General features: G+C 74.6%; 18 protein-coding genes and 2 riboswitches. Of the genes, 15 read left to right on the forward strand and 3 right to left on the reverse strand.

The window, feature by feature from the left end:
- The first annotated feature begins 258 nt into the window (after positions 1–258).
- The 3 genes from DMH08_RS07480 to DMH08_RS07490 all read left to right on the forward strand — a co-directional run bounded on the left by DMH08_RS07480 (position 259) and on the right by DMH08_RS07490 (position 4,863).
- Positions 259–1,539, forward strand: coding sequence for a sensor histidine kinase (locus DMH08_RS07480; protein WP_199747664.1), 1,281 nt, complete (start codon positions 259–261; stop codon positions 1,537–1,539).
- A gap of 91 nt (positions 1,540–1,630) precedes the next feature.
- On the forward strand, positions 1,631–2,368 hold the full coding sequence (locus DMH08_RS07485; protein ID WP_051301642.1) for a CDP-alcohol phosphatidyltransferase family protein: 738 nt from the start codon (positions 1,631–1,633) through the stop codon (positions 2,366–2,368).
- Positions 2,365–4,863 carry a mannose-1-phosphate guanyltransferase gene (locus DMH08_RS07490; protein ID WP_026406121.1) on the forward strand — a complete coding sequence of 833 codons (2,499 nt, stop codon included), beginning with the start codon at positions 2,365–2,367 and terminating at the stop codon, positions 4,861–4,863. The genes DMH08_RS07485 and DMH08_RS07490 overlap by 4 nt, the downstream gene beginning before the upstream one ends.
- A 25-nt stretch (positions 4,864–4,888) precedes the next feature.
- Here DMH08_RS07490 and DMH08_RS07495 read toward each other — a convergent pair whose 3' ends face one another.
- Positions 4,889–6,229 carry an aminotransferase-like domain-containing protein gene (locus tag DMH08_RS07495; RefSeq protein WP_125612576.1) on the reverse strand — a complete coding sequence of 447 codons (1,341 nt, stop codon included), beginning with the start codon at positions 6,227–6,229 and terminating at the stop codon, positions 4,889–4,891.
- A gap of 100 nt (positions 6,230–6,329) precedes the next feature.
- Between DMH08_RS07495 and DMH08_RS07500 the strand changes: the two genes are divergently transcribed.
- The 5 genes from DMH08_RS07500 (at position 6,330) to DMH08_RS07520 (ending at position 10,764) form a co-directional block, all read left to right on the forward strand.
- Positions 6,330–6,980, forward strand: coding sequence for a LysE family translocator (locus DMH08_RS07500; protein WP_026406119.1), 651 nt, complete (start codon positions 6,330–6,332; stop codon positions 6,978–6,980).
- Positions 6,981–7,769: 789 nt separating this feature from the next.
- On the forward strand, positions 7,770–8,300 hold the full coding sequence (locus DMH08_RS07505) for an FHA domain-containing protein (protein WP_026406117.1): 531 nt from the start codon (positions 7,770–7,772) through the stop codon (positions 8,298–8,300).
- Positions 8,301–8,388: 88 nt separating this feature from the next.
- Positions 8,389–9,084 (forward strand): transcriptional regulator FtsR, encoded by a 696-nt coding sequence (gene ftsR, locus DMH08_RS07510; RefSeq protein WP_233617458.1) that lies wholly within the window; start codon positions 8,389–8,391, stop codon positions 9,082–9,084.
- Between the two features lie 154 nt (positions 9,085–9,238).
- Positions 9,239–9,709, forward strand: a complete 471-nt coding sequence (locus tag DMH08_RS07515) for a bifunctional nuclease family protein (protein ID WP_026406115.1) — start codon at positions 9,239–9,241, stop codon at positions 9,707–9,709.
- A gap of 455 nt (positions 9,710–10,164) precedes the next feature.
- Complete coding sequence (locus tag DMH08_RS07520) at positions 10,165–10,764, forward strand: MerR family transcriptional regulator (RefSeq protein WP_026406114.1); 600 nt, start codon at positions 10,165–10,167, stop codon at positions 10,762–10,764.
- Between the two features lie 54 nt (positions 10,765–10,818).
- Here DMH08_RS07520 and DMH08_RS07525 read toward each other — a convergent pair whose 3' ends face one another.
- Entirely contained in the window at positions 10,819–13,290 is a 2,472-nt protein-coding gene (locus DMH08_RS07525) for a lysylphosphatidylglycerol synthase transmembrane domain-containing protein (RefSeq protein ID WP_233617459.1), read from the reverse strand.
- Between the two features lie 319 nt (positions 13,291–13,609).
- A riboswitch (glycine riboswitch) is annotated at positions 13,610–13,704 on the forward strand.
- A riboswitch (glycine riboswitch) is annotated at positions 13,705–13,817 on the forward strand.
- 62 nt (positions 13,818–13,879) lie between these two features.
- On the opposite strand from DMH08_RS07525, the gene gcvP reads away from it, so the two are divergent.
- The 7 genes from gcvP (at position 13,880) to DMH08_RS07560 (ending at position 24,194) form a co-directional block, all read left to right on the forward strand.
- The gene (gene gcvP / locus DMH08_RS07530; protein ID WP_026406112.1) at positions 13,880–16,768 is read left to right on the forward strand and encodes an aminomethyl-transferring glycine dehydrogenase; all 2,889 of its coding nucleotides are present in this window, start codon (positions 13,880–13,882) and stop codon (positions 16,766–16,768) included.
- 121 nt (positions 16,769–16,889) lie between these two features.
- A complete protein-coding gene (locus DMH08_RS07535) occupies positions 16,890–18,023 on the forward strand; it encodes a sensor histidine kinase (protein WP_233617460.1) in 1,134 nt (377 codons plus the stop codon).
- Positions 18,011–18,673: a response regulator gene (locus DMH08_RS07540; protein WP_026406110.1), complete on the forward strand. Its 663-nt coding sequence runs from the start codon at positions 18,011–18,013 to the stop codon at positions 18,671–18,673. The genes DMH08_RS07535 and DMH08_RS07540 overlap by 13 nt, the downstream gene beginning before the upstream one ends.
- 135 nt (positions 18,674–18,808) lie before the next feature.
- Positions 18,809–19,975 (forward strand): tetratricopeptide repeat protein, encoded by a 1,167-nt coding sequence (locus DMH08_RS07545; protein WP_125612580.1) that lies wholly within the window; start codon positions 18,809–18,811, stop codon positions 19,973–19,975.
- Positions 19,976–20,207: 232 nt separating this feature from the next.
- A complete protein-coding gene (gene uvrA, locus DMH08_RS07550; protein WP_026406108.1) occupies positions 20,208–23,045 on the forward strand; it encodes an excinuclease ABC subunit UvrA in 2,838 nt (945 codons plus the stop codon).
- A 134-nt stretch (positions 23,046–23,179) separates the two neighbouring features.
- Positions 23,180–23,638 (forward strand): Rieske (2Fe-2S) protein, encoded by a 459-nt coding sequence (locus tag DMH08_RS07555; protein ID WP_125612582.1) that lies wholly within the window; start codon positions 23,180–23,182, stop codon positions 23,636–23,638.
- Positions 23,639–23,717: 79 nt separating this feature from the next.
- A complete protein-coding gene (locus DMH08_RS07560; protein WP_125612584.1) occupies positions 23,718–24,194 on the forward strand; it encodes a Rieske (2Fe-2S) protein in 477 nt (158 codons plus the stop codon).
- Positions 24,195–24,222: 28 nt separating this feature from the next.
- Here DMH08_RS07560 and DMH08_RS07565 read toward each other — a convergent pair whose 3' ends face one another.
- Positions 24,223–24,693, reverse strand: coding sequence for a hypothetical protein (locus DMH08_RS07565; protein ID WP_125612586.1), 471 nt, complete (start codon positions 24,691–24,693; stop codon positions 24,223–24,225).
- Positions 24,694–24,729: the final 36 nt, after the last annotated feature.

Raw genomic sequence — 24,729 nt, forward strand, 5'->3', positions numbered from 1 at the left:
CGGCGAACGGTGATCGTGCGGGTACGCCGGCGACCGAGACGTTCACCTCCCGCGGCCCCATTGCCGGGACGCCACGGCCTCAAGCGGCCTTCTCACTCTAAAACGTGATCGCCGTACGCATGACGCTGCTAAGCTGTCCCGTTTGCCAACATCTGCGCCGTCAGGGACATTCCACGCCGCGCCGCCGCTCAAACCCGGTGCGCCGCCTCCGGAGCGGGCCGGATGCGCGGATCGCGGGGGGTCGGGGAAGATGGTCGCGTGGTGACCCTCTCCCGGCTCGGCGGACTTCCGAAACGCCTCGCGGGCGGCGGGACCGCCGCGCGCGACGCGGTCCTCGCGCTGCTGCTGGCGGCGGCGGCCGTCGCCGCGGCCCTGGCGTGGCCGGGCGTGCGGCCCCTCGACGCGCCCGGCGCCGTGCTGCTCGCCGCCGCGCACCTCCCGCTGGCCGCCATCCGGCGCCGCCCGGCCCCCGGGCTCGCGGTCCTGGTCGCCCTGGCGCTGGCGTACCACCTGCTGCAGTACCAGCACCACGCGCTCGTCCCGGCCGAGGTCATCGCGCTGTTCGCCTACGCCGTGTTCGGCCGGCGCGTGCGGGTCGTGCTCGGCGCGGTCGCGTCCCTGCTGGGGATCTGCGTCATCGGGATGGCGATGCGGGCCGGGGGGAGCGGCGTCCGGGAGCAGATCGCGGTGATCGAGGCCGTGGTCGCGGTGGCGATCGCGGTGCAGGTCTGGCGGTCGCACCGGGCCCGGCTCGCGGCGATCACCGAGCGCGCCGAGCGGGCCGAGCGGACCCGCGAGGAGGAGGCCCGGCGCCGCGTCGCCGAGGAGCGGCTGCGCATCGCCCGCGACCTGCACGACCTCCTCGCGCACAGCATCACCGTGATCGGGGTGCGGGCCGGCGCCGCCGCCCACCTCGTCCGCGGGGACCGGCCGCTGGACCGCACCGAGCTGGCCGACGCCCTCGCCTGCATCGCCGCGACGTGCCGGGACGCCCGCGTCGAGCTGCGCGGCACCCTGCAGGTCCTCCGCGGGACGGACGCGCCCGTGTCCGGGCGGCCGCCGGGGCTGGACGGGATCGGCGAGCTGGTGGCGGCCGCCCGCGGCGGCGGGCTCCGGGTGACGTTCGCGGACGGGTCGGCCGGGCCCGCCGGGGAGCGCCCGCCGCCCGACGTGGGCGTCGCCGCCTACCGGATCGTCCAGGAGGCGCTGACCAACGTCGTCAAGCACGCGGGCGCGGCGTCGGCGGACGTGCGCCTCACCCGCGCCGGCGGCGACCTCGTCGTGCGGGTCGCCGACGACGGGCGCGGCCTCGCCGCGGACCCGTCCGGCGGCCCCGGGGGCGGCGGGGGCGGGCCTTCCGGCTTCGGTGTGCTCGGCATGATCGAGCGGGCCCGCAGCGTCGGCGGGACGCTCGACGCCGGGCCCGCCCCCGGCGGCGGGTTCGCGGTCACCGCGGTCCTCCCCGCGGGCCGTCCGGCCGCTCCCGCCGGCACCCCCGCCGACAGCGCCGTCGAAACCTCCGCCGACACCTCTTCCTGACCTCGGGGGACGCTCCGCGCGACGTAACCGCCCTCACATGATCCGCGCCGGGGTCTTTCCAATGCTGACCTGTAAGGTCAACATCAAGGGCATGGGGGAGGCGAGCGCGCCGGTGAGCACGGAGACGGGGACGACGTCCGAGGCGGCCGAACGGGTCTTCACGGTGCCCAATGTGCTCAGCATGGCGCGGCTCGTGGGCGTCCCGCTGTTCCTGTGGCTGGTCCTGGTCGAGGCCGACTGGTGGGCGCTCGGCCTGCTGGTGGCGGCCGGGCTGTCGGACTGGCTGGACGGCAAGCTGGCGCGGGCGCTGAACCAGACCAGCAGGCTCGGCATGGTCCTGGACCCCGCCGCGGACCGGCTCTACATCCTCGCCACCCTCGTCGGGCTCACCATCCGCGAGATCATCCCGCTGTGGCTGGTCGCGCTGCTGGTCGCGCGCGAGGTCGCGATCGTGCCGATCGCGCCGCTCGTCCGGCGGCTCGGCTACAACGGGACGCTCCCGGTCCACTTCATCGGCAAGACGGCGACGTTCTGCCTGCTGTACGCGTTCCCGCTGCTGCTGCTGGGCGACCACGACGGCGGCGCGGCGACCGCGGCGAAGATCATCGGCTGGTCGTTCGCGATCTGGGGGACGGCCCTGTACTGGTGGGCGGCCGTCCTGTACTGGGCGCAGACGCGGCGACTCATGTCGGCCGGCCGCGGCTCGCCGCCGGGGCCGCCGGCCGGGGACGCTTCCGGTCCGCCGGGCGGCCCCTCGCGCGATCCGTCGCGCGCCCCCGCCGCGGGCCCCCCGGCCGGCGGCCAGAAGGGAGCGGAGACCCCCCGATGAAGGCCGTCGTGATGGCGGGAGGCGAGGGGACGCGGCTGCGTCCGATGACCGCCAACCAGCCGAAGCCCCTGCTCCCGCTCGTCAACCGGCCCATCATGGAGCACGTGCTGCGCCTGCTGAAGCGGCACGGGTTCACCGAGACCGTCGTCACCGTCCAGTTCCTGGCCGCGCTCATCCGCAACTACTTCGGCGACGGCGAGGAGCTCGGCATGTCGCTGAGCTACGCCACCGAGGAGATCCCGCTCGGCACCGCCGGCAGCGTCAAGAACGCCGAGGAGGCGCTGCGCGACGACCGGTTCCTCGTCATCTCGGGAGACGCGCTCACCGACATCGACCTGACCGACATGGTGCGCTTCCACGAGGAGAACGGCGCCCTCGTCACCATCGGGCTCAAGCGGGTCCCGAACCCCCTGGAGTTCGGGATCATCATCGTGGACGACGAAGGCCGCGTGCAGCGGTTCCTGGAGAAGCCGACGTGGGGGCAGGTGTTCTCCGACACCGTCAACACCGGCATCTACGTCATGGAGCCGGAGGTCCTCGAGCACGTCGCGCCGGGGGAGTCGGTCGACTGGTCCGGCGACGTGTTCCCCGAGCTGCTCGCCGCGGGCGCGCCGCTGTTCGGGTACGTCGCCGACTGCTACTGGGAGGACGTCGGCACCCACGAGAGCTACCTGAAGGCGCAGGCCGACATGCTGTCGGGGCAGGTCGGGATCGACCTCGGCGGGTTCGAGATGTCGCCCGGCGTGTGGGTCGCCGAGGGCGCCGAGGTCGACGCCGAGGCCGTCCTGAAGGGGCCGCTGTACATCGGCGACTACGCGAAGGTCGAGGCGGGCGTCGAACTGCGCGAGTACACGGTGCTCGGCAGCAACGTCGTCGTGAAGGAAGGCGCCTTCCTGCACCGCGCCGTCGTCCACGACAACGTGTTCGTCGCGCCCTCCACGAACCTGCGCGGCTGCGTGATCGGCAAGAACACCGACATCATGACGGGCGCGCGCGTCGAGGAGGGCGCGGTCGTCGGCGACGAGTGCGTCATCGAGGCCGAGGCGTACGTCTCCAGCGGCGTGAAGGTCTACCCGTTCAAGACGATCGAGGCCGGCGCCGTCGTCAACACCAGCGTCATCTGGGAGTCGCGGGGGCAGCGCAACCTGTTCGGGCCGCGCGGCGTGTCCGGCCTGATCAACGTGGAGATCACCCCGGAGCTGGCGGTGCGGCTCGCCAGCGCCTACGCGACCACCCTGAAGAAGGGCGCCACGGTCGTCACCGGACGGGACGTGTCGCGGGCCGCGCGCACGCTCAAGCGCGCGGTGATCAGCGCGCTGACGTCCAGCGCGATCAACGTGCGCGACCTGGAGGCCGCGCCGCTGACCGTCGCCCGGTTCGAGACCGGCCGCGCCGAGTCGGCGGGCGGGATCTACATCCGCACCACGCTCGGCGACCCGCAGGGCGTCGACATCCTCTTCCTGGACCCCGGCGGCGCCGACCTGTCGCAGGCCGCGCAGCGCAAGCTCGAGCGGGTGTTCGGCCGCCAGGAGTACCGGCGCGCGTTCCCCGGCGAGATCGCCGAGCTGACCTACCCGCCGCGCGTCGTCGAGACCTACATCCGCGAGCTGCTGCGCGGCGTCGACATCAGCGGCGTCCGCGAGGCCGGGCTCAAGATCGTCCTGGACTGCGCGGGCGGGGTGTCCTCGCTCGTCCTGCCCGCCCTGCTGGGGCAGATCGGCGTGGAGGTCCTCACCCGCAACCACGGCCTGGACGAGGCCAACCCCACCGAGACCCTCGCCGAGCGGATGCGCGACCTGGAGCGGCTCGGCGAGCTGGTGTCGTCGGCGCGGGCCGCGTTCGGCGTCCGGTTCGACCCGGTGGGGGAGCGGATCTCCCTGGTGGACGAGAACGGGCGGCTGGTCGGGGACGACCGCGCGCTGCTGGTCATGCTCGACCTGGTGGCCGCCGAGCGGCGCGGCGGGCGGGTCGCGCTGCCCGTCACCACGACCCGCGTCGCCGAGCAGGTGTGCCGGTTCCACGGCGTCCAGGTCGAGTGGACCTCCACGTCGCAGGACGTCCTCACCAAGGCCGCCGCCCGGCCCGGGGTGATCTTCGCGGGGGACGGCCGCGGCGGGTTCCTCATGCCGGAGTTCAGCGGCACCGTGGACGGGATCGCGGCGTTCGTCCGCCTCGTCGGGCTCGTCGCCCGCACCCGGCTGACGCTCTCGCAGATCGACCGCCGCATCCCCGACGCGCACCTGCTGCGCCGGTCCGTCCCGACGCCGTGGGCCGCGAAGGGCAGCGTCATGCGGCACATCGTGGAGGCCGCGGGCGCCCGGACGGTCGACACCACCGACGGCGTCCGCGTCGTCGAGGACGACGGCCGCTGGGCGCTCGTCCTGCCCGACCCGTCCGAGCCCGTCACGCACCTGTGGGCGGAGGGGCCCGACGCGGACGCCGCGCAGGCCCTGCTCGAGGAGTGGGCGGTCGTCGTGGAGCGCGCCGGGGCCTGACGGCCGCCGCGGCCCCGCCGGCGGGTCAGTCGACGGGGGAGTCGTCGGGGCTGCCCGCGGCGATGTCGGCGAGGACGCCGAGGGCCCGCTCCAGCCCGTCCGGGGGCGGCGACGCCAGCATCAGCCGGACCGCGCGCGGCGCCGCGCCGGCGCCGGCGGCGAACGCCGCGCCGGGCGTGACCGCGATGCCGCGCCGCCCCGCCGCCGCGACGAACGTCTCCGCGCGCCACGGCGCGGGCAGCTCCCACCAGCAGAAGTACGAGCGCGGGTCGGCGCGGACGGTCCCGTTCCCCGCCCGCCCCGCCGCCAGCCGCGCGGCCGCCGTCCGCTGCCGCTCCGCGGCGTCCGCCCGCTTCGCGCGGGCCACGGCGGCGGCCGTCCCGTCGGCGATCCACGCGGCGGCCGCCGCCAGCGCGAACCCGGCCGGGCCCCACGCCCCCGAGCGCAGCGCGCCGGCGACGCGCCCGCGCAGCTCCGGCGGCGCGACCGCGAACCCGACCCCCAGGCCGGGCGCGAGCCGCTTGGCGAGGCCGTCGACGGCGATCGTGCGGGCCGGCGCGAACGCCGCCAGCGGGGGCGGCCCGTCCTCGGCCAGGAACGACCAGACCCGGTCCTCGACGGCGTGGACGCCGGTCCGCTCGAGGACGTCCGCGATCTCCGCCCGCCGCCGCGCGGGCATCGTCGTCCCGGTCGGGTTGTGCAGCGTGGGCTGCAGGAAGACGGCCGCGAACGGGGTCCTGCGGTGCGCGTCGGCGAGCGCGTCCGGGCGCAGCCCGTGCCCGTCCGCCGGGACGGGGACGAGCGCGACGCCGAGCCGCGCGGCGGTCGCCCGGACCACCGGGTAGGTGAGCTCCTCCACCGCGAGCCGCCCGCCCGGCGGGACCAGCGCCGCCACCGCCCCCGCGATGGCCTGCCGGCCGCCCGCGGCGAACAGCACGTCGTCGGGCGCGGGCGTCCAGCCCGGCACGGCCAGCAGGGCCGCCGCCGCCTCCCGGACGTCCGGGGTCCCGGCGACGCGGGCCGGGACGAGCGCCGCTCCGGCCGCCCGCGCCAGCCCCGGCGCCAGCAGCGCGCCCTGCCCGGGCGCCACCGGGTGCCCCACCTCCAGGTCGACCGGCGCGGCGACCGGCTCGCCGAGCGCCGGGGCGGGCGCGGGCCGGGCCGCGCGGACGAAAGTGCCGCGCCCGACCTCGCCGACGACCAGGCCGCGCAGCGCCAGCTCCCGGTACACACGGCTCGCCGTGGACGGCGCGATGCCGCGCTCGCGGGCGAACGCGCGCTGCGGGGGCAGGCGGTCGCCGGGACGCAGCCGTCCGGCCGCGATGTCGGCGGCGACGGTGTCGGCCACACGCCGGTAGTCGTCCATTTGCCCGCCCTCACCCACATTGCACCGAGATCAATATCCGTATTGTGCCAGATTGCTCCGAGTTTTACGATCGGTGCAACACTCACGGCAGGAGCACCCATTGATCTCGTCCACCGCGGTGGCCGCCATCGCCCTCGTCTCCCTCGGACTGGTCCTCACCCCCGGGCCGAACATGATCTACCTGGTGTCGCGCTCGATCACCCAGGGCCGCCGGGCCGGACTGATCTCCCTCGCGGGCGTCGCCACCGGGTTCGTCGCCTACGTCCTCGCCGCGACCGCCGGGATCACCGCCGTGTTCGGGCTCGTCCCGCCCCTCTACACCGTCCTGAAGGTCGCCGGGGCGCTGTACCTGCTGTGGCTGGCGTGGCAGGCGGTCCGGCCCGGCGGCCGGTCGGCGTTCGAACCGCGGGAGCTCCCGGCCGACCCGCCGCGCCGGCTGTTCGCCATGGGCCTGGTCACCAACCTGCTCAACCCGAAGATCGCGATCCTGTACATGTCGCTGCTGCCGCAGTTCGTCGAGCCCGAACGCGGGCACGTCGCCCTGCAGAGCCTGCTCCTCGGGCTCGTCCAGATCAGCATCGCGATCACCGTGAACGCCCTCATCATGCTCGGCGCCGGAAGCTTCGCGGCGTTCCTCGCACGGCGCCCCGCCTGGCAGCGCGCCCAGCGGTACCTCCTGGGCTCCGTGCTCGCCGGGCTCGCCCTGCACGTCGGCCTCGACCGCTCCGGCCCCGCCGTCGCCCGCCCGTAGCCGCACCGGCGGAACCGGAGACGGCCGCCTCCGGACGCCCGCCGCGACCCGCTCCGGGCCGTCCTGCGGCGCGGGCGGCGGGACGGCGCGACGCGCAGCACCCGCACCACGGTGGCGTCCAGCAGGATCCCGAGGCCCGGCCCCGTCGCGAAGACCTTCACCTCGATGACCGGCGCGGCGGCGGCGACGCGAACGCCGGGAACAGGACGAGCGCCGCGCTCGTCACCGGCCGCCGTCCGGCCGATCCCCTCGACGACCGCCGCCTCGGTGGACCGGTGCGCCCGCGCGCACGGCGGGCGGGCGGCCGCGGCGGACGTCCCCGGCGGCGGGGCCGTCCCGACCGTCGCGCCGCCGATCGGGGAAGCCGGGGAGAAGGACGGGGAAACGGCCGCGGACGTGACCCTTCCGACAAGTTGATCACCCTGGGCGCGAGGACCGCCCCGGGCGCGATACGGTCGTGTCCTGAGGGGAACACGGGGGACGTGGTGGACCGGAGACCCGGCCGGTGCGTCATGACCGGAGGCGTGCCGCGCGGCGGCATGGACCTGCGATCATCGGCGGCGGTAGTTTGGGTCTCGCCGGCCCCGGTTGACCCCTCGGGTCATACCCGCGTAAGTTGCGGCGACCGTCGGTTGCGGCGACCGTGGCGAGCGCGGGCGGTGAGGATGGACCGTGGTCGGGGGCGGGTCCCCGGCGTGGGTTGGTTGAAGGATGCGCGTGACGCGCGCGGCTCCCGCGGCGAGCGGAGGTCCGCGAGCGGCACGCCGAGGTAGGAGGCCGAGCCGATCGATGCCGAGCGTCTACTGCACGCAGTGCGGTCACGCCAACCCGGATGATGCCCGCTTCTGCTCCTACTGCGGCACCCCGCTGACGCGGAACGCGCCGCCCCCTCGCGAGTCGCCCGGCGAGTCCACGTCCACGATCTCCATCGGAGGGATCGAGGCGCTGGACGCCGACACGGGCGCCGAGGAACCGCCCGTCCCGTCCGACCAGATGGGCGTGGACGCGCTGCCTCCCGGCACGGCGCTGCTCGTGGTCAAGCGCGGCCCGAACGCCGGCAGCCGGTTCCTGCTCGACCAGGACCGCACCTCCTGCGGCCGGCACCCCGAGAGCGACATCTTCCTGGACGACGTCACCGTCTCCCGCAAGCACGCCGAGTTCCTCCGCCAGGGCGGGACGTTCTCCGTCCGCGACGTCGGGGCCCTGAACGGCACCTACGTCAACCGGCAGCGGATCGACCACACCGCCCTCGCGGGCGGCGACGAAGTCCAGATCGGCAAGTTCCGGCTGGTCTTCCTCACCAACCCGCAGCACGGCTGACGAGCCGGCGATCCGGAGGCGAACCTGACGCGGCCATGACGGGACCACGATGGGAGGGGCCTTGAACGCGCAACCGGCCAGGTCCCTGATGACGATAGGGGACGTCCTCGGGCTGCTCCGGCCCGAGTTCCCCGACATCACCATCTCCAAGATCAGGTTCCTGGAGTCCGAGGGGCTGATCGAACCGCAGCGCAGCCCCTCGGGCTACCGCAAGTTCGGCGCCGGAGACGTCGAACGCCTCCGCTTCGTCCTCACCGCGCAGCGCGACCACTACATGCCGCTGCGCGCGATCCGGCAGCACCTCGAGGCCCGCGACCGCGGCGAGGCGGTCCCGCCGCTGGGCGCCCGCCGCCCCGAGCCCGACCGGAGCCGCCCCCGCACCCTCGTCGCCGCCGACGCGACCGCCGAGACCGCCGCCGTCCGGCTCACCCGCCGCCAGCTCCTCGACGGCGCCGGGATCGACGAGGCGCTCCTCGGCCGCCTGGAGGAGTACGGGCTGATCCGCCGCCGCGGCGCCCACTACGAGGCGGAGGCCCTCACCGTCGCCCGCGCCGCCGCCGCGCTCGGCGACTACGGTTTCGAGGTGCGGCACCTGCGGGCCGTCAAGGCCGCCGCCGACCGGCAGGCCGGGCTCATCGAGCAGACCGTCGCGCCCCAGCTGCGCCGCCGCAGCCCGGACGCCCACGAGCAGGCCGCCGAGACCGCCCGCGAGATCGCCGCGCTGTCGGTGAAGCTGCACGCCGCCCTGCTGTCGGCGAGCCTCCGGGAAAGCCTCGACCACTGATCACCCGCGCCTCGCAGGATTTTGCCGCCCCCGGGGCGCGGCGTTCCGTCCGAACCTGGGTGTACGTTGGCTACAGGGCTCGGGTTTCGGGCTCGGCGGGACTCGGTCCGGCCGCACGCGGATGATCGAGACAGCGAACGAGCAGGGAGCCGCAGTGAAGCAGATGGAGGTCGTCGGCGTCCGGGTCGAGATGCCCTCCAATCAGCCGATCGTCCTGTTGAAGGAGACGGAGGGCGAGCGGTACCTGCCCATCTGGATCGGGGCCGTCGAGGCCACGGCGATCGCCTTCGCCCAGCAGGGCGTGCTGCCCGCGCGCCCCCTCACCCACGACCTCTTCCGCGACGTCCTCGACGCGCTGAGCGTCCAGCTGAGCACCGTGAACATCACCGCGCTCCGCGAGGGCATCTTCTTCGCCGACCTGGTCTTCTCCAACGGCGTGGAAGTCAGCGCCCGGCCGTCCGACTCCATCGCGCTCGCCCTGCGCACCGGCGCCACGATCTTCGCCAGCGAGGACATCCTCGAAGAGGCCGGCGTGGCCATCCCGGACGAGCAGGAGGACGAGGTCGAGAAGTTCCGCGAGTTCCTCGACACCATCACCCCCGAGGACTTCGGCCGCGCCGGCTGACCCGGCGCCGCGCCTCCCGCGGGCCCGCACGGTCCCGTCGGCGCGCTCCCGCGCGGGGCGGAGGCGCACCGCTGACCCGGGCTTCACGAACCCGCTCAACGATCTTGAAAGACGCGGGGTCGTTTGCGCCGCCGCAGCGGGGTAGGTACGCCTGGGACGGGGGCGCCCGTGGGGAATATCACTCCGCGAGGTATATTCGAGGTCTGACGCCATTGGTCGTACATCGTCCTGGGAGTTGGCGGTTTCCGGGGGGCGTCCGGCGGGGTAGGACCGCAGTGGCGGAAAAGGTGCGCGGTTTGCCCACGTGAAGCCGGTTCATCCGGGCATGCGACGCGCCGACGGCGAACGTTGACCACACCCTGACCGGCACCTACCGTGCTGGTGGAACACCCGTGGTGTAATTCGTCAAACCCCCTTGACGAACCGGCACGGGCTGATAGAAGCCGGAGGTCCGCGTGGCGGTGAGCAGCGGCGAGGGCAAGGCCACCCCCGACAGGCACGTCGCGTCCCGGCGCGCCGGAGAGCAGGGCCTGCTCTTCGACACGCGGGTGTCGGCTCCGCCGGAGGACGTCGGCTACCGCGGCCCGACGGCCTGCTCGGCGGCGGGCATCACCTACCGCCAGCTGGACTACTGGGCCCGCACCAAGCTCGTCGAGCCCAGCGTGCGGTCGGCGCACGGATCCGGCAGCCAGCGGCTGTACAGCTTCCGCGACATCCTGGTCCTCAAAGTCGTGAAGCGGCTCCTGGACACGGGCGTGTCGCTGCAGCAGATCCGCACCGCCGTGACCCACCTGCGCGACCGCGGCGTCCAGGACCTCGCGCAGATCACGCTCATGAGCGACGGCGTCAGCGTCTACGAGTGCACCTCGCCCGACGAGGTCGTCGACCTCCTCCAGGGCGGGCAGGGCGTGTTCGGCATAGCGCTGGGACGGGTGTGGCAGGAGGTCGAGGGGAGCCTCGCCGAACTGCCCGCCGAACGGGCCGCCACCAGCGACCGCGACGACCACCCCCACGACGAACTCGCCGACCGGCGGCGCGCCCGCCGCACCGGCTAGCCGCACGTCCCACCGCACGGCCCACCGCACGTCAGGCCGCACGTGAGGCCGCGGCTAGAGCGACTCCTTGCGCTGGAGGTACGCGAACGCCGCCCAGCCGGGCAGCACCGGCAGCCACAGCGTCAGCAGGCGGTACAGCAGGACGGCCGACGCCGCCGTCTCCGCCCCCAGCCCCGAGATCGTCAGCGCCAGCGTCAGCGCCCCCTCCACCGCGCCGAGGCCGCCGGGCGTCGGCACCGCCGACCCCACCGCGTTCGCCGTCAGGAACACCACCACCACCGTCGTCCACGGCAGCGAACCGCCGAACGCGCGGATCGAGGCGTCCAGGCACAGCACGAAGCCCACCGTCAGCAGCAGCGAGCCGCCGATCCCGGTGAACAGCTTCCGCGGCGACTGCAGGACGTCCACCAGCCGCGGCACCACGCCCGAGAACATGCTGCGCAGCCGGCCGGTGACCACCCGCCGCACCCGCGGGATCGTCATCGCCAGCCCCGCGACCAGCCCGATCAGCAGCACCGCGACCACGACGGTGCGGGACGGCGCCAGGTCCTTCGTCGCCGTGCCCGTCGACCCGGTCAGGAAGCCGAACAGCACCAGCAGCAGGACGTGCACCACCAGCCCGACGAGCTGGGACGCGCCGACGCTCGCCACCGCCGGGCCCGGCCGGACGCCCGACCGCTGCAGGTACCGGGTGTTGACCGCGACGCCGCCGACCGCCGCCGGCGCCACCAGCTTCACGAACGACGCGGCGACCTGCACCAGCACCGTCCGCCACAGGGGGAGCCGTTCGGGGACGAAGCCCATCAGCATGAACGCCGCCGCCAGGTAGGTCAGCGCCGCCCCGCCGAGCGCCACCCCCGCCCACCACCAGGTCGCCTTCGCGACCAGCTGCATCAGGTCGACGCTGCCGAACTGCGGGATCACGATGTAGGCGGCGATCGACAGCGCCACCATGCTGAAGATCGTTCGCGGCCGGAACCGCTCCAGCCGGACGGGCGCGGCCTCCGACTCGGGCTTCAGCCGGGCGATCTCCTCCCGGATGCGCGGCAGCAGCTCCCGGTCCCGCCGCACCGCCTGCCGCGTCGCCCGGGACAGCGCCACCCGCTGCAGCATCGGCACCGCCGCCGCCAGCGCCTCCTCGCCCAGCACCGGCACCGCCGTCCGCACGGCGCGCTCCGGGCCGACCCGCAGCGCCAGGGTCGTGAGCAGCTGCGCGAGGTCGAGCCGCAGCGCCAGGTCGCCCGCCGCGATCTCCCCGGACCACAGGTCGACGAGGTGGGCGGCGCCGTCGTCGCCGACCAGGACCGCGTCCTCCTCCAGGCGGCGGTGCGCCAGCCGGCCCTTCTGCAGCAGCCCGAACTGCCGCCACACGTCCGTCAGCAGCTCGTCGGTGACCTCCTCCGCGGGGACGTCGCGCAGCCGCCGCCCCGGCACGTGCTCGTACGCGAGCAGCGCCGCCTGCGTCCCCACCTCGAGCGTGCCGACCAGGCGCGGGGTGCGGGCGCCCGCCGCGGCGGCGGCGTACGCGGTGAGCGACTCCTGCTCCAGCGACCGGCGCAGCGACCGCAGCGTCCGCCCGGTCGTGGTGCGCCGCAGCCGCAGCATCCGCCACAGCCGGTACGGCAGCCCGGCGGTCTGCTGGTCGCGGTCCAGGACCCGCAGCTCCAGATGCCAGGCCCCGGTGCCCCCGCCGGACGCCGGGACCGGGTCGGCCCCGGCGGGGGAGGAGGCCAGCAGGACGCCGTAGCGGCGCGCCTCCTCGCCGCCGTCCGCGGGATCGTCGAGCCGCGCCGCCCGCCGCGGGCACAGCCCCAGCCGCTCCAGCGCCGTCACCACCGTCATGCCCGTCGGGCGCGGGTTCGGGGTGCCGACCGCGTACAGGGTGCCGTGCCCGATCGCGCGGCCGAGGAAGTACGTCGCCGCGAGCGCCGACACCGACGCGTAGGCGGCGGTCAGGCCGGTCAGCGCGGCCAGCCCGATCATGGACCAGGTGGCCGTCTGCCAGCGGATCCGCCCGGCCATCCCGACCACGCTGACGAACGCGATCACCGGGGCGATGTCGGTGTGCACGGGGGCCGTGTCGGTGCCGCCCCAGATCAGCGAGTCGAGCACGCCGCCGGGCGCGGCCTGCACGACCAGGTCGTCCAGGGTGATGGTGACGGCGAGCGCGATCATCGCGGCGAGCAGCGCGATGGCGACCCGCATGCCGTCCTTGTGGAACAGCCGCTCGACGGCGAACGCGATCGGCACGGCCAGCACGCCGAAGCTCGACGCCAGGGTGGCCAGCGCCAGCAGCAGCTGGGGCGCGTGGGCGGTGCCCTCGGCGATGTCGGTCTGGATGCCGTGCGTGGTCTGCTGCGCGAACGACACCAGCAGCATGACCGCGGCCAGCCCCGCGCAGGAGACGCCGAACCGGATCGCGTCGGACGGGCGGCGGATGCGGTCCGGCTGCGCGGGCTCGTCGACGGGCACGCCCGCGGACGCGCCCCGCCTCGGGCGCACCGCCTCGTCGTGCGTCCGCGTCACCCGTCCCCGCTCCGGCCGTCCGGCGTGCTGATCGGCGTTCCGGCGATCAGCGTTCCGGTGCTCAGTGTTCCGGTGATCAGCGTCCCAGAACCGGCCGCGCTCGGTCGAGCGGCGGACCCCCGTCCGGCCGTCGCTCCGTCCACCCGTCGCCCCTCGTCGTCCGTCCCGCCGCGTGCCCGGCGGGGCGGTCATATCGTACTGTCCGGGGTACTCGCCGGTACGGCACCGGCGCCGAGGTCACGGCGGTGGAGATCCCGTTCCGGCACCGGGACGATCGCGGGCCGCCGCGGTTGGGTAGGGTTTGTCCCGGACATGCCGTCGACCCTGTGCGGGAGAGACCTCACGCAGCCGGCGTGGGGCGCCGAAGGGGCAACCTCCCCGGAACCTCTCAGGCAAAAGGACCGCTCGGGCGAGGCACCTCTGGAAAGCAGGCGTCGATCCCGGCGGAACGGGAACGGCGGCTCACCGAAGGGGAAACCCCGCGCGCGCGGGTGAAGCTCTCAGGTGCCGATGACAGAGGGGGAGACCGGCCGTCGGCCCGCGCGCCGTCGGTGGACCTGAGCGACCGCAGCTGCCAGGAGGCTCCTCCATGACCGCCCAGTTCTTCGCCCCCGTGGCCGCGCCGCAGCATCCCCGCGCCGCGTTCGCCGACCGGCACATCGGGCCCTCCCAGGCCGACCGCGACCGGATGCTGGCCGCGATCGGCTACTCGGGCGCGGAGGCGCTGATCGACGAGGCGGTCCCCGCCGCGATCCGCACCGGCCGCCCGCTGGACCTGCCGCCCGCGCTGAGCGAGACCGCCGCGCTCGACCGGCTCCGCGAGCTCGCCGCCCGCAACACCGTCCTCACCTCCATGATCGGCCTCGGCTACCACGGGACGACCACGCCGGGCGTGATCATGCGGAACATTCTGGAGAACCCCGGCTGGTACACCGCCTACACCCCGTACCAGCCGGAGATCTCGCAGGGCCGCCTGGAGGCGCTGCTGAACTTCCAGACCGTCGTCGCCGACCTGACCGGGCTGCCGGTCGCGAACGCCTCCATGCTGGACGAGGGCACGGCCGCCGCCGAGGCGATGGCGCTCGCGCACCGCGCGTCCCGGCGCAAGGAGCCCGGGCGGTTCCTCGTGGACGCCGACGCGCTCCCGCAGACGATCGAGGTCGTCCGCACCCGCGCCGTCCCGCTCGGGATCGAGGTGGTGGTCGCCGACGTGTCCGGCGGGCTGCCCGACGGCGACTTCTTCGGCGTGCTGCTGCAGTACCCGGGCGCGTCCGGTGCCGTCCGCGACCTGGCGCCGCTGTCCGCGCGGGCCCGCGAGCGGGGCGCGACGGTCGTCGTCGCCGCCGACCTGCTCGCGCTGACGCTGCTGCGCCCGCCGGGGGAGTCGGGCGCCGACATCGCGGTCGGGTCCGCGCAGCGGTTCGGCGTCCCGTACGGCTTCGGCGGCCCGCACGCCGGGTACATGGCGGTCGCCGACGACCTGCGGCGGCAGCTGCCCGGACGGCTCGTCGGCGTGTCCGTCGACGCCGACGGGTCGCCCGCCTACCGGCTCGCCCTGCAGACCCGCGAGCAGCACATCCGCCGCGAGAAGGCCACCAGCAACATCTGCACCGCCCAGGTGCTCCTCGCGGTGATGGCGAGCATGTACGCCGTCTACCACGGCCCCGAGGGGCTCGCCGCGATCGCGCAGCGCGCGCACCGCCGGGCCGCCGAGCTCGCCGACGGGCTCCGCCGCGGCGGCGTCGAGGTCGTGCACGGCGCGTTCTTCGACACCGTCCTCGCCCGCGTCCCCGGCCGCGCCGCCGAGGTCGTCGCCGCCGCCCGCGGGCGCGGCGTCAACCTGCGGCAGGACGGACCCGACCGCGTCGGCGTCGCGTGCGACGAGACGACGCTGCCCGAGCACGTCGCCGCCGTCCTCGAGGCGTTCGGCGTCGACGCGGGCGCCGCCGGGGACGCGGACGGCGCCGCCGAGGCGCTCCCCGACGGGCTGCGGCGGGAGAGCCCCTACCTGACGCACCCCGTCTTCCACGCGCACCGCTCCGAGACCGCGATGCTGCGCTACCTGCGCCGCCTCCAGGACAAGGACATCGCCCTCGACCGGTCGATGATCCCGCTCGGCTCCTGCACGATGAAGCTGAACGCGACCGCCGAGATGGAGCCGATCACCTGGCCGGAGTTCGCGAACGTCCACCCGTTCGCGCCGCTGGACCAGGCCGCCGGGTACGTCGAGCTGATCGGGGAGCTGGAGGCGAACCTCGCCGAGATCACCGGCTACGCGAAGGTGTCGGTGCAGCCGAACGCCGGGTCGCAGGGCGAGCTGGCCGGGCTGCTCGCCATCCGCGGCTACCACGCGTCGCGCGGCGAGCGGCACCGCGACGTCTGCCTGATCCCGTCGTCCGCGCACGGCACCAACGCCGCGAGCGCCGTCATGGCGGGGATGCGCGTCGTCGTCGTGAAGTGCGACGAGGGCGGCAACGTCGCCCTGGACGACCTGCACGCCAAGATCGAGAAGCACGGCGACCGGCTCGCCGCGATCATGGTGACGTACCCGTCCACGCACGGCGTGTTCGAGGAGACGATCACCGAGGTGTGCGGGGCCGTGCACGCGGCGGGCGGCCAGGTCTACGTGGACGGCGCCAACCTCAACGCCCTCGTCGGGCTCGCCCGTCCCGGCGAGTTCGGCTCGGACGTCTCGCACCTCAACCTGCACAAGACGTTCTGCATCCCGCACGGCGGCGGCGGGCCGGGCGTCGGCCCGGTCGGCGTCCGCGAGCACCTCGCGCCGTTCCTGCCGAGCCACCCGCTGCGGCCGGAGGCCGGACCGTCCGACACCGGCGTGGGGCCCATCTCGGCGGCGCCGTGGGGCTCGGCGGGCATCCTGCCGATCTCGTGGGCGTACATCGCGATGATGGGCCCGGACGGGCTGCGCGCCGCCACCGAGGGCGCGATCATCGCCGCGAACTACCTCGCCGCGCGCCTCGCCCCGCACTACCCCATCCTCTACACGGGCCGGAACGGGCTCGTCGCGCACGAGTGCATCGCCGACCTCCGCAAGATCACCAAGGAGACCGGGATCACCGCGGAGGACGTCGCCAAGCGGCTCATCGACTACGGCTTCCACGCCCCGACCCTGTCGTTCCCGGTCGCCGGCACCCTGATGATCGAGCCGACCGAGAGCGAGGACCTCGCCGAGCTCGACCGGTTCTGCGACGCGATGATCGAGATCCGGCGGGAGATCCAGCGGGTCGCCGACGGCGGCTACGACCGCGACGACAACCCGCTGAAGAACGCGCCGCACACCGCCGCGCAGCTGATCGCCGACGGCTGGAAGCACCCCTACACCCGCGAGGAGGCCGCCTACCCGCTGCCCGCGCTGCGCGAGGGCAAGTACTGGCCGCCGGTCCGCCGCATCGACCAGGCGTACGGCGACCGCAACCTCGTGTGCTCGTGCCCGCCGCCCGAAGCGTTCGAGGACTGACCGTTCGAGGACGGACCGTTCGAGAAGCGACCGTTCGAGGACCGACCGTCCGGGGAGCGGTGGGCGACCCCCTACTTCGGTAGGTGCCGCCCCCGCTCCCGCCGCCGCTACCTTGGGGCCCGTGAACAGGGGAAACCACGGCCGGGCGGCAGCCGTCATGGTCGCCGCGACCGGCGTCCTCGCCGCGCTGACCGTGTGGAGCACGGCCCAGGGCGGCGGGGCCCGCCATCTGCTCGGCCTCGACATCGCGGTCGCCCTGGTGAGCTGCGCGGCGGCGCCCGTCCTGCTGCGGCGGCCGGTCGGCGGCGCGCTCGGGCTGGGCCTGCTGGCGGCCGTGTCGCCGGCGGCGACGCCGGCGGCCACGGCGGGCGCCCTGCAGGCCGCGCGGTGCCGCCGGTTCCCGGTGGCCGCCGCGGTGGCCGGGGCCGGCGTCGCGGCGCACGCGGTCCAGGGGCTGTGGCGGCTCAGCGCGGGCATCTCCCTCGGCTGGTGGCTCGCGCTGATCGTCGTCGCGTACGGCGCGCTGGCCGGGTGGGGCGCCCTGCTCCGGGCACGCGCGGCGCTCATCGCCTCGCTGCACGAGCGCGCCCGCCGCGCCGAGGCCGAGCAGGGCCGCCGGGTCGCCGAGGCGCGGATGCTCGAGCGGACGCGGATGGCCCGGGAGATGCACGACGTCCTGGCGCACCGGCTGTCGCTGCTCGCCACCTACGCGGGCGCGCTGGAGTACCGCCCGGACGCCCCGCCCGAGCGGCTCGCGCACGCCGCGGGCGTCGTCCGCGCCGGGGTGCACCAGGCGCTGGAGGAGCTCCGCGAGGTCATCGGCGTGCTGCGCGACGAGGACCGCGACCACGGCGACCGGCCGCAGCCCGTCCTGACCGACGTGCCGCGCCTGGTGGAGGAGTCCCGCGACGCGGGCGCGACCGTCACGCTGCGCGACGAGGTCGACGCGCCGGACGCCCTGCCGCCGGCCGCGGGCCGCGCCGCCTACCGCGTCCTGCAGGAGGCGCTCACCAACGCCCGCAAGCACGCGGCCGGGCTGCCCGTCCGGGTGGCCCTGGAGGGACGGCCCGGCACCGAACTGGTGATCGACGTCCGCAACCCGCTGCCGCCGGACGGCGCCCCGGCGCTCGTCGCCGGCTCCGGGACCGGGCTCGTCGGGCTCACCGAGCGGGTCCGGCTGGCGGGCGGGCGGCTCGACCACGAGGCCGCGTCGGGGGAGTTCCGGCTGCGCGCACGGCTACCATGGCCCGCGTGACCCGGCAGGTGCGCGTACTCATCGTCGACGACGACCCGATGGTCCGCGCCGGGCTCACGATGATGCTCGACGGCGCCGAGGGCATCGCCGTCGTCGCGGAGGCCGCCGACGGCGACGAGGTCCCCGCCGCCGCCGACGCGCACGCCCCCGACGTGGTGCTGATGGACCTGCGGATGCCGCGGGTGGACGGCATCACCGCCACCCGGCGGCTGCGGAGCCGCGCCGCCCCGCCCGAGGTCGCGGTCCTCACCACCTTCGACAGTGACGAGAACATCCTGCGGGCGCTGCGCGCCGGCGCCGCCGGGTTCCTGCTGAAGGACACGCCGCCCGAGTCGCTCGTCCAGGCCGTGCACCGGGTCGCGGCCGGGGACCCGATCCTGTCCCCGCAGGTCACCCGGCGGCTGATGGAGCGCGCGGTCGTCCAGGCGGGGGCGTTCGAGCGGGCCCGCACCGCGCTGGAGGTCCTCACGCCCCGCGAACGCGACGTGGTCGTCGCCGTCGCCCGGGGGCGGTCCAACGCCGAGATCGCCGCCGAGCTGTTCGTGAGCCTGGCCACGGTGAAGGCGCACGTCTCGACCGTCCTCGACAAGCTCGGTTTCGACAACCGGACGCAGATCGCGCTGCTCGCCCACGACGCCGGGCTCGCCTGAGCCGCGGCGGGGCCGGCGGCATCGGGGCAAGGCCCCAGAAGTCGCCGCAAAAGGTGATGGGTGTCGCCACGGGACGCGGCGCCGCCGGATCGCTAGGCTCGGTGCCGACCCCGACCCCCAGAGGGCAGAAGACCGATGAGCGAGTCCCCGGATCCCGTACCCGCGGCCACCGAGCGCGCCGTGCCCGACGAGCACGGGCCGGACCCGGCCCGGCTGTGCGACCAGGCCCGCGACCTCGCCGAGCGCGGCGAGTCCGCGCGCGCCGCGGCCCTGTTCGACGAGGTGCTCGCCCTCGGCGACACCCCGTACCGGGCGCAGGCGGCGCTCGGGCTCGCGGTCGTCCTCGACGACGCCGGGGACACCGGGCGCGCGCGGGAGGCCGACCGGGCCGCCATCGCCACCGGCGACCCCGAGTACGGCCCGCGCGCCGCCTACCACCTGGCGCTCACCTACGAGCGGGCCGGGGAGCACGACCTCGCGGCGCCCGCCTGGCGCGTCGTCGTCGACTTCGGCAACCCCGCCTACCTGCCGCCCGCGCACCTCGCGCTCGCCCGGCTCGCCGACGACGCCGGCGACTTCGACGCCGCCCGCGGCCACTGGGAGGCCGTGCTGGCCACCGGCGACCCCGAGCACGGGCCGCCCGCCGCGCACGACCTCGCCCAGCGGCACCTCGAGCGCGGCGACCCCGTCCGCGCGCAGCGCGTCCTGACCGCCGGGCTCAAGCTGATCGACCGGGCCGCCGCGCCGTACGCGCACGCGCGGCTCGCCGTCACCCTCGGCATCGCCTGCCTCGACCAGGCCGTCGCCGCGTTCGGCGCGGCCCTCGGCGACCCGGGGGAGCCCGCCGACCCCGAGGCCGGCCCGCTCGCCACCGAGCTGCTCGCCCGCACCCTGCCGCTGCGCGGCCGGGACGCCGAGGCCCGCGAGGTGTGGCGGCGCGGCCTGGCCGACCCGGGGACGGCCCCGCAGGTGCGGGCCCGGCTCCGCCGCGACTTCGGCGGCGACGACGAGGACGCCGACCCCGCCGACCTGTGGTGGGAGCCCGTCGTGGAGCAGGCCGTCACCGACGGGACGCTCCCGGCCCTCACCGGCGAGGCGTTCGGCGCCCTCGACCACATGTACGCGCTGCTCGCCGCCCGGCGGGCGGGCGACCCGCCCGGGCACCGTCCGGGCGAGGCCCGCGAGGCGATCGGCCGCGCCATGGACGTCCCGGCCGGTTACCCGTGGGGCCCGCTGCTGGAGGAGAGCTTCGCCGAGCGCCTCCGCCTGGCCACCGACCCGGCCGACCCCGTCGACCGCTGACCGCGTCCACCGCTGACCCCGGCGCGGCGCCGCGGCGCGCCGCGCTCCCGGCGTGCGTTCCGGTGGCGGGGGTGTTCGAACACGTGTACGGTCTGATGGTGCCGTCCGCTCCCTGCGGGACGGGCGGGGGACTCGAGGAAATGCGGCGGCGACCAGCGCTGTTATGGATTCCGGGGACGATGCGTCCTCCCACTCCGCATCGCCGCGCCCAGAAGGGGAACCGGGAAACACCGTGCATGACCGACTCATCGTGCGTGGAGCGCGCGAGCACAACCTGAAGGACGTCTCGCTCGACCTCCCGCGGGACTCCATGATCGTGTTCACCGGTCTGTCGGGTTCCGGGAAGTCGAGCCTGGCGTTCGACACGATCTTCGCCGAGGGCCAGCGCAGGTACGTCGAGTCGCTGTCGGCGTACGCGCGCCAGTTCCTCGGGCAGATGGACAAGCCGGACGTCGACTTCATCGAGGGCCTGTCGCCCGCCGTGTCCATCGACCAGAAGTCGACCAGCAAGAACCCGCGGTCGACGGTCGGGACGATCACCGAGGTCTACGACTACCTGCGCCTGCTGTACGCGCGCATCGGCCACCCCCACTGTCCCGAGTGCGGGCGGCCGATCAGCAGGCAGGCGCCGCAGCAGATCGTGGACCGGGTGCTCGAGATGGAGGAGGGCACCCGGTTCCAGGTGCTGGCCCCCGTCATCCGCGGCCGCAAGGGCGAGTACGTCGAGCTGTTCCGCGAGCTGCAGTCGAAGGGCTTCTCCCGGGCGCTGGTGGACGGCGCGATGGTGCGGCTGGACGAGCCGCCGAAGCTCAAGAAGCAGGAGAAGCACGACATCTCCGTCGTGGTGGACCGGCTCTCCGTCAAGCCCTCCGCCCGGCAGCGCCTCGCCGACTCGGTGGAGACGGCCCTCGGCCTCGCCGGCGGCACGATCTTCCTCGACTTCGTCGACCTGCCCGAGGACGACGAGCAGCGCACCCGGATGTTCTCCGAGCACCTGTACTGCCCGTACGACGACCTGTCGTTCGAGGAACTCGAGCCGCGGTCGTTCTCGTTCAACTCGCCCTACGGCGCCTGCCCCGACTGCACCGGCCTCGGGACCCGCATGGAGGTCGACCCCGAACTGGTGATCCCCGACGCCGAGCTGACGCTCGGCGAGGGGGCCGTCCAGCCGTGGTCCGGCGGGCACGTCAGCGACTACTTCCTGCGCCTGCTCTCGGCCCTCGGCGACGCCATGGGCTTCGACCTCAACACCCCCTGGGGCGAGCTGCCCGCCAAGGCGCGCAAAGCCGTCCTGAACGGCCACGAGACCCAGGTCCACGTCCGCTACAAGAACCGGTACGGGCGGACGCGCTCGTACTACACGGCGTTCGAGGGCGTGATCCCCTACATCCAGCGCCGGCACGCCGAGTCCGAGAGCGACTACAGCCGCGACAAGTTCGAGGGCTACATGCGGGAGATCCCGTGCCCGACCTGCAAGGGCGCGCGGCTCAAGCCCGAGATCCTGGCCGTCACCATGGGCGGCATGTCGATCGCCGAGGTGGCCGCGCTGCCCATCGGGGAGTGCGCCAAGTTCCTGCTCGCGATGGAGCTGAACGACCGCGAGAAGCAGATCGCCGAGCGGGTGCTCAAGGAGATCAACGCCCGGCTCGGGTTCCTCCTCGACGTCGGCCTCGACTACCTCACGCTCGACCGGGCGTCCGCGACGCTCGCGGGCGGCGAGGCGCAGCGGATCCGGCTGGCGACGCAGATCGGCTCCGGCCTCGTCGGCGTCCTGTACGTGCTGGACGAGCCGTCCATCGGCCTCCACCAGCGCGACAACCACCGGCTGCTCGAGACGCTCCTGCGGCTGCGCGACATGGGCAACACGCTGATCGTCGTCGAGCACGACGAGGACACGATCGCCGCGGCCGACTGGGTCGTCGACATCGGCCCCCGCGCGGGGGAGCACGGCGGCGAGATCGTCGTGTCCGGCACGGTGGACGAGCTGCTGCGGTCGGAGAAGTCGCTGACCGGCGCGTACCTGTCGGGCCGCCGGGCGATCGCCGTCCCGGAGATCCGCCGGCCCCGCACCAAGGGCCGCGAGATCACCGTCAAGGGCGCCCAGCAGAACAACCTGCAGAACGTCGACGTGGCGTTCCCCCTCGGCGTCCTCACGGTGGTGACGGGCGTGTCCGGGTCGGGCAAGTCCACGCTGGTCAACGACATCCTCTACAACGCGCTCGCCAAGAAGGTGAACGGCGCCAAGACCGTCCCCGGCAAGCACCGCCGGGTGAACGGCATGGACCAGCTCGACAAGGTCGTGCACGTCGACCAGTCGCCGATCGGGCGCACCCCGCGCTCCAACCCGGCGACCTACACCGGCGTGTTCGACCACATCCGCAAGCTGTTCGCGCAGACGACCGAGGCGAAGGTCCGCGGGTACCAGCCGGGCCGCTTCTCCTTCAACGTCAAGGGCGGCCGCTGCGAGAACTGCTCCGGCGACGGCACCATCAAGATCGAGATGAACTTCCTGCCGGACGTCTACGTCCCGTGCGAGGTGTGCCACGGCGCCCGCTACAACCGCGAGACGCTCGAGGTCCACTACAAGGGCAAGACGATCTCCGAGGTGCTCGACATGCCGATCGAGCAGGCCACCGCGTTCTTCGAGCCGATCAGCGCGATCCACCGGCACCTGAAGACGCTCAACGACGTCGGCCTCGGCTACGTCCGGCTCGGCCAGCCCGCGCCGACCCTGTCGGGCGGCGAGGCGCAGCGGGTCAAGCTCGCGGCCGAGCTGCAGAAGCGCTCCACCGGCCGGACCGTCTACGTGCTGGACGAGCCGACGACCGGCCTGCACTTCGAGGACATCAACAAGCTCCTCGGCGTCCTCAACGGCCTCGTCGACAAGGGCAACTCGGTCATCGTCATCGAGCACAACCTCGACGTGATCAAGACCGCCGACTGGATCATCGACATGGGACCCGAGGGCGGCTCCCGCGGCGGCACGGTCGTCGCCCAGGGCACGCCCGAGGACGTCGCGAAGGTCGAGGGCAGCCACACCGGCCAGTTCCTCGCCAAGCTCCTCGGCTGACTTGCCCGGCGCCCCGCCTCCGGCCCCCGTCCGTGTCCCGCTCGGCGCGCTCGCCGGGCGGGGCGGCGCGGTGCGCAAGCCCGAGGACGGGGGTCGGTGCGGGGTTCCGGGGGGTGTCCGCCAGGATTGGGGACATGAGCAACGAAGAGACGCCCGGAGCCGCGTGCGAGGCCGCGCGGGCCGCCGGGAGCGGGGGTATCGGGCGGCGCGCGGTGCTGTGCGGCGCGGGCGCCGCCGGTGCCACGGCCGTGCTCGCGGGCTGCGGGTCCGGCGGGGAGACGAAGTCGGTGGAAGAGCTCAAAGGGCAGGAGATCGCGAAGGTCTCGGAGATCCCGGTGGGCGGCGGCAAGACGTTCGGCGACACCAAGCTCGTGGTGACGCAGCCCGAGGAGGGGCGGTTCAAGGCGTTCACCGCCGTCTGCACCCACCAGGGGTGCACGGTCGGGCGCGTGGCGGACGGCCTGATCAACTGCGCGTGCCACGGCAGCGAGTTCAAGATCACTGACGGGTCGGTGCAGAAGGGCCCCGCCGACCAGCCCCTCAAGGAGTACCCCGTCCAGGTCCGCGGCGACGGGATCGTCATCGTCGCCTGATTGATGTTCGGATGTGAACCATCCGGCGTCCGGTCCCGTGCTCTCCGGTGAACGAACCACAAGCACCGGAGGGCTCGACATGGCACAGGAGACGACCGAACACACGCGCCGGACGCTGCTCGTCGGCGCGGGCCTCGCGGGCGTCGCCGGTCTCGCGGCGGCGTGCGGCGGGGACGACGAGCCGGCGGGCGGGTCCGGCGACGCAGGCGGGTCCGGCGGGTCCGGCGACGCCACCGGCGGCGGCGCCACCGGCGGCGGGACGGGCGGCGGGCAGGCGCTCGCCACGACCGCGGAGATCCCGGTCGGCGGCGGGAAGGTGTTCGAGGACGCGAAGGTCGTCGTGTGCCAGCCCGCGCAGGGCGAGTTCACGGCGTTCTCGGCGGAGTGCACCCACAAGGGGTGCAGCGTGAAGTCCGTGTCCGACGGGGCGATCGTCTGCCCCTGCCACAACAGCAGGTTCAGCATCACCGACGGGTCGGTGGTGCAGCCGCCCGCCGAGAAGCCGCTGCCCCGCAGGAACGTGACCGTCCAGGGAGGGAACATCACCCTGGCCTGAGCACGCCCGTCGCGCGCACCGGGCCGTCCTACTCCCGGACGGCCCGGTCGCCGCCTCTCTTCCGCACCCACCGCCGGACGGTGCCGCGGTGGAGGAGCAGGCCGACCGCCACCAGCACCGCCGCGGCGAGCGCCGGGAGCAGGTGGTCGAGCGGCCGCGGATCCGGGGTGGCGAAACCGCTGGCCTCCAGCAGCCGTTCGGTCTCCGTGCCGGAGCCGCCGTCCCGAAGCGCCGACAAGGACTGCCAGAGGGCGTAGACCAGGAACACCGTCCCGGGCAAGACCAGCATCATCTTGAGGTAGCGGATCGCCGCGGACCCGCCCTCCCACACGCGCCAGGACCAGACGAGGAGAGCCGCCGTCCAGCCCACGACGTAGAAGAACGTGATGTTCGGGTCGTCCTCGCCGCCCAGGCCCGACAGCGCCCGGCCGATGAAGAGGACCCAGACCACGCCCACCGCCGCCAGGGCGGCGACCACCTCCCAAGGACGCCCGCGCATACACGCCTCCGATACCGCCGATGCCACCGGTTACGA

It is taken from the genome of Actinomadura sp. WAC 06369 (genome assembly GCF_003947565.1).
In the GTDB taxonomy this organism is placed as follows: domain Bacteria; phylum Actinomycetota; class Actinomycetes; order Streptosporangiales; family Streptosporangiaceae; genus Spirillospora; species Spirillospora rifamycini.

Coding starts and splice junctions, on each gene's coding strand:
- DMH08_RS07485 (WP_051301642.1), top strand. CDS start 1,631: ATGGGGGAGGCGAGCGCGCCGGTGAGCACGGAGACGGGGACGACGTCC.
- DMH08_RS07490 (WP_026406121.1), top strand. CDS start 2,365: ATGAAGGCCGTCGTGATGGCGGGAGGCGAGGGGACGCGGCTGCGTCCG.
- DMH08_RS07495 (WP_125612576.1), bottom strand. CDS start 6,229: ATGGACGACTACCGGCGTGTGGCCGACACCGTCGCCGCCGACATCGCG.
- DMH08_RS07505 (WP_026406117.1), top strand. CDS start 7,770: ATGCCGAGCGTCTACTGCACGCAGTGCGGTCACGCCAACCCGGATGAT.
- ftsR (WP_233617458.1), top strand. CDS start 8,389: ATGACGATAGGGGACGTCCTCGGGCTGCTCCGGCCCGAGTTCCCCGAC.
- gcvP (WP_026406112.1), top strand. CDS start 13,880: ATGACCGCCCAGTTCTTCGCCCCCGTGGCCGCGCCGCAGCATCCCCGC.
- DMH08_RS07540 (WP_026406110.1), top strand. CDS start 18,011: ATGGCCCGCGTGACCCGGCAGGTGCGCGTACTCATCGTCGACGACGAC.
- DMH08_RS07545 (WP_125612580.1), top strand. CDS start 18,809: ATGAGCGAGTCCCCGGATCCCGTACCCGCGGCCACCGAGCGCGCCGTG.
- DMH08_RS07555 (WP_125612582.1), top strand. CDS start 23,180: ATGAGCAACGAAGAGACGCCCGGAGCCGCGTGCGAGGCCGCGCGGGCC.
- DMH08_RS07560 (WP_125612584.1), top strand. CDS start 23,718: ATGGCACAGGAGACGACCGAACACACGCGCCGGACGCTGCTCGTCGGC.
- DMH08_RS07565 (WP_125612586.1), bottom strand. CDS start 24,693: ATGCGCGGGCGTCCTTGGGAGGTGGTCGCCGCCCTGGCGGCGGTGGGC.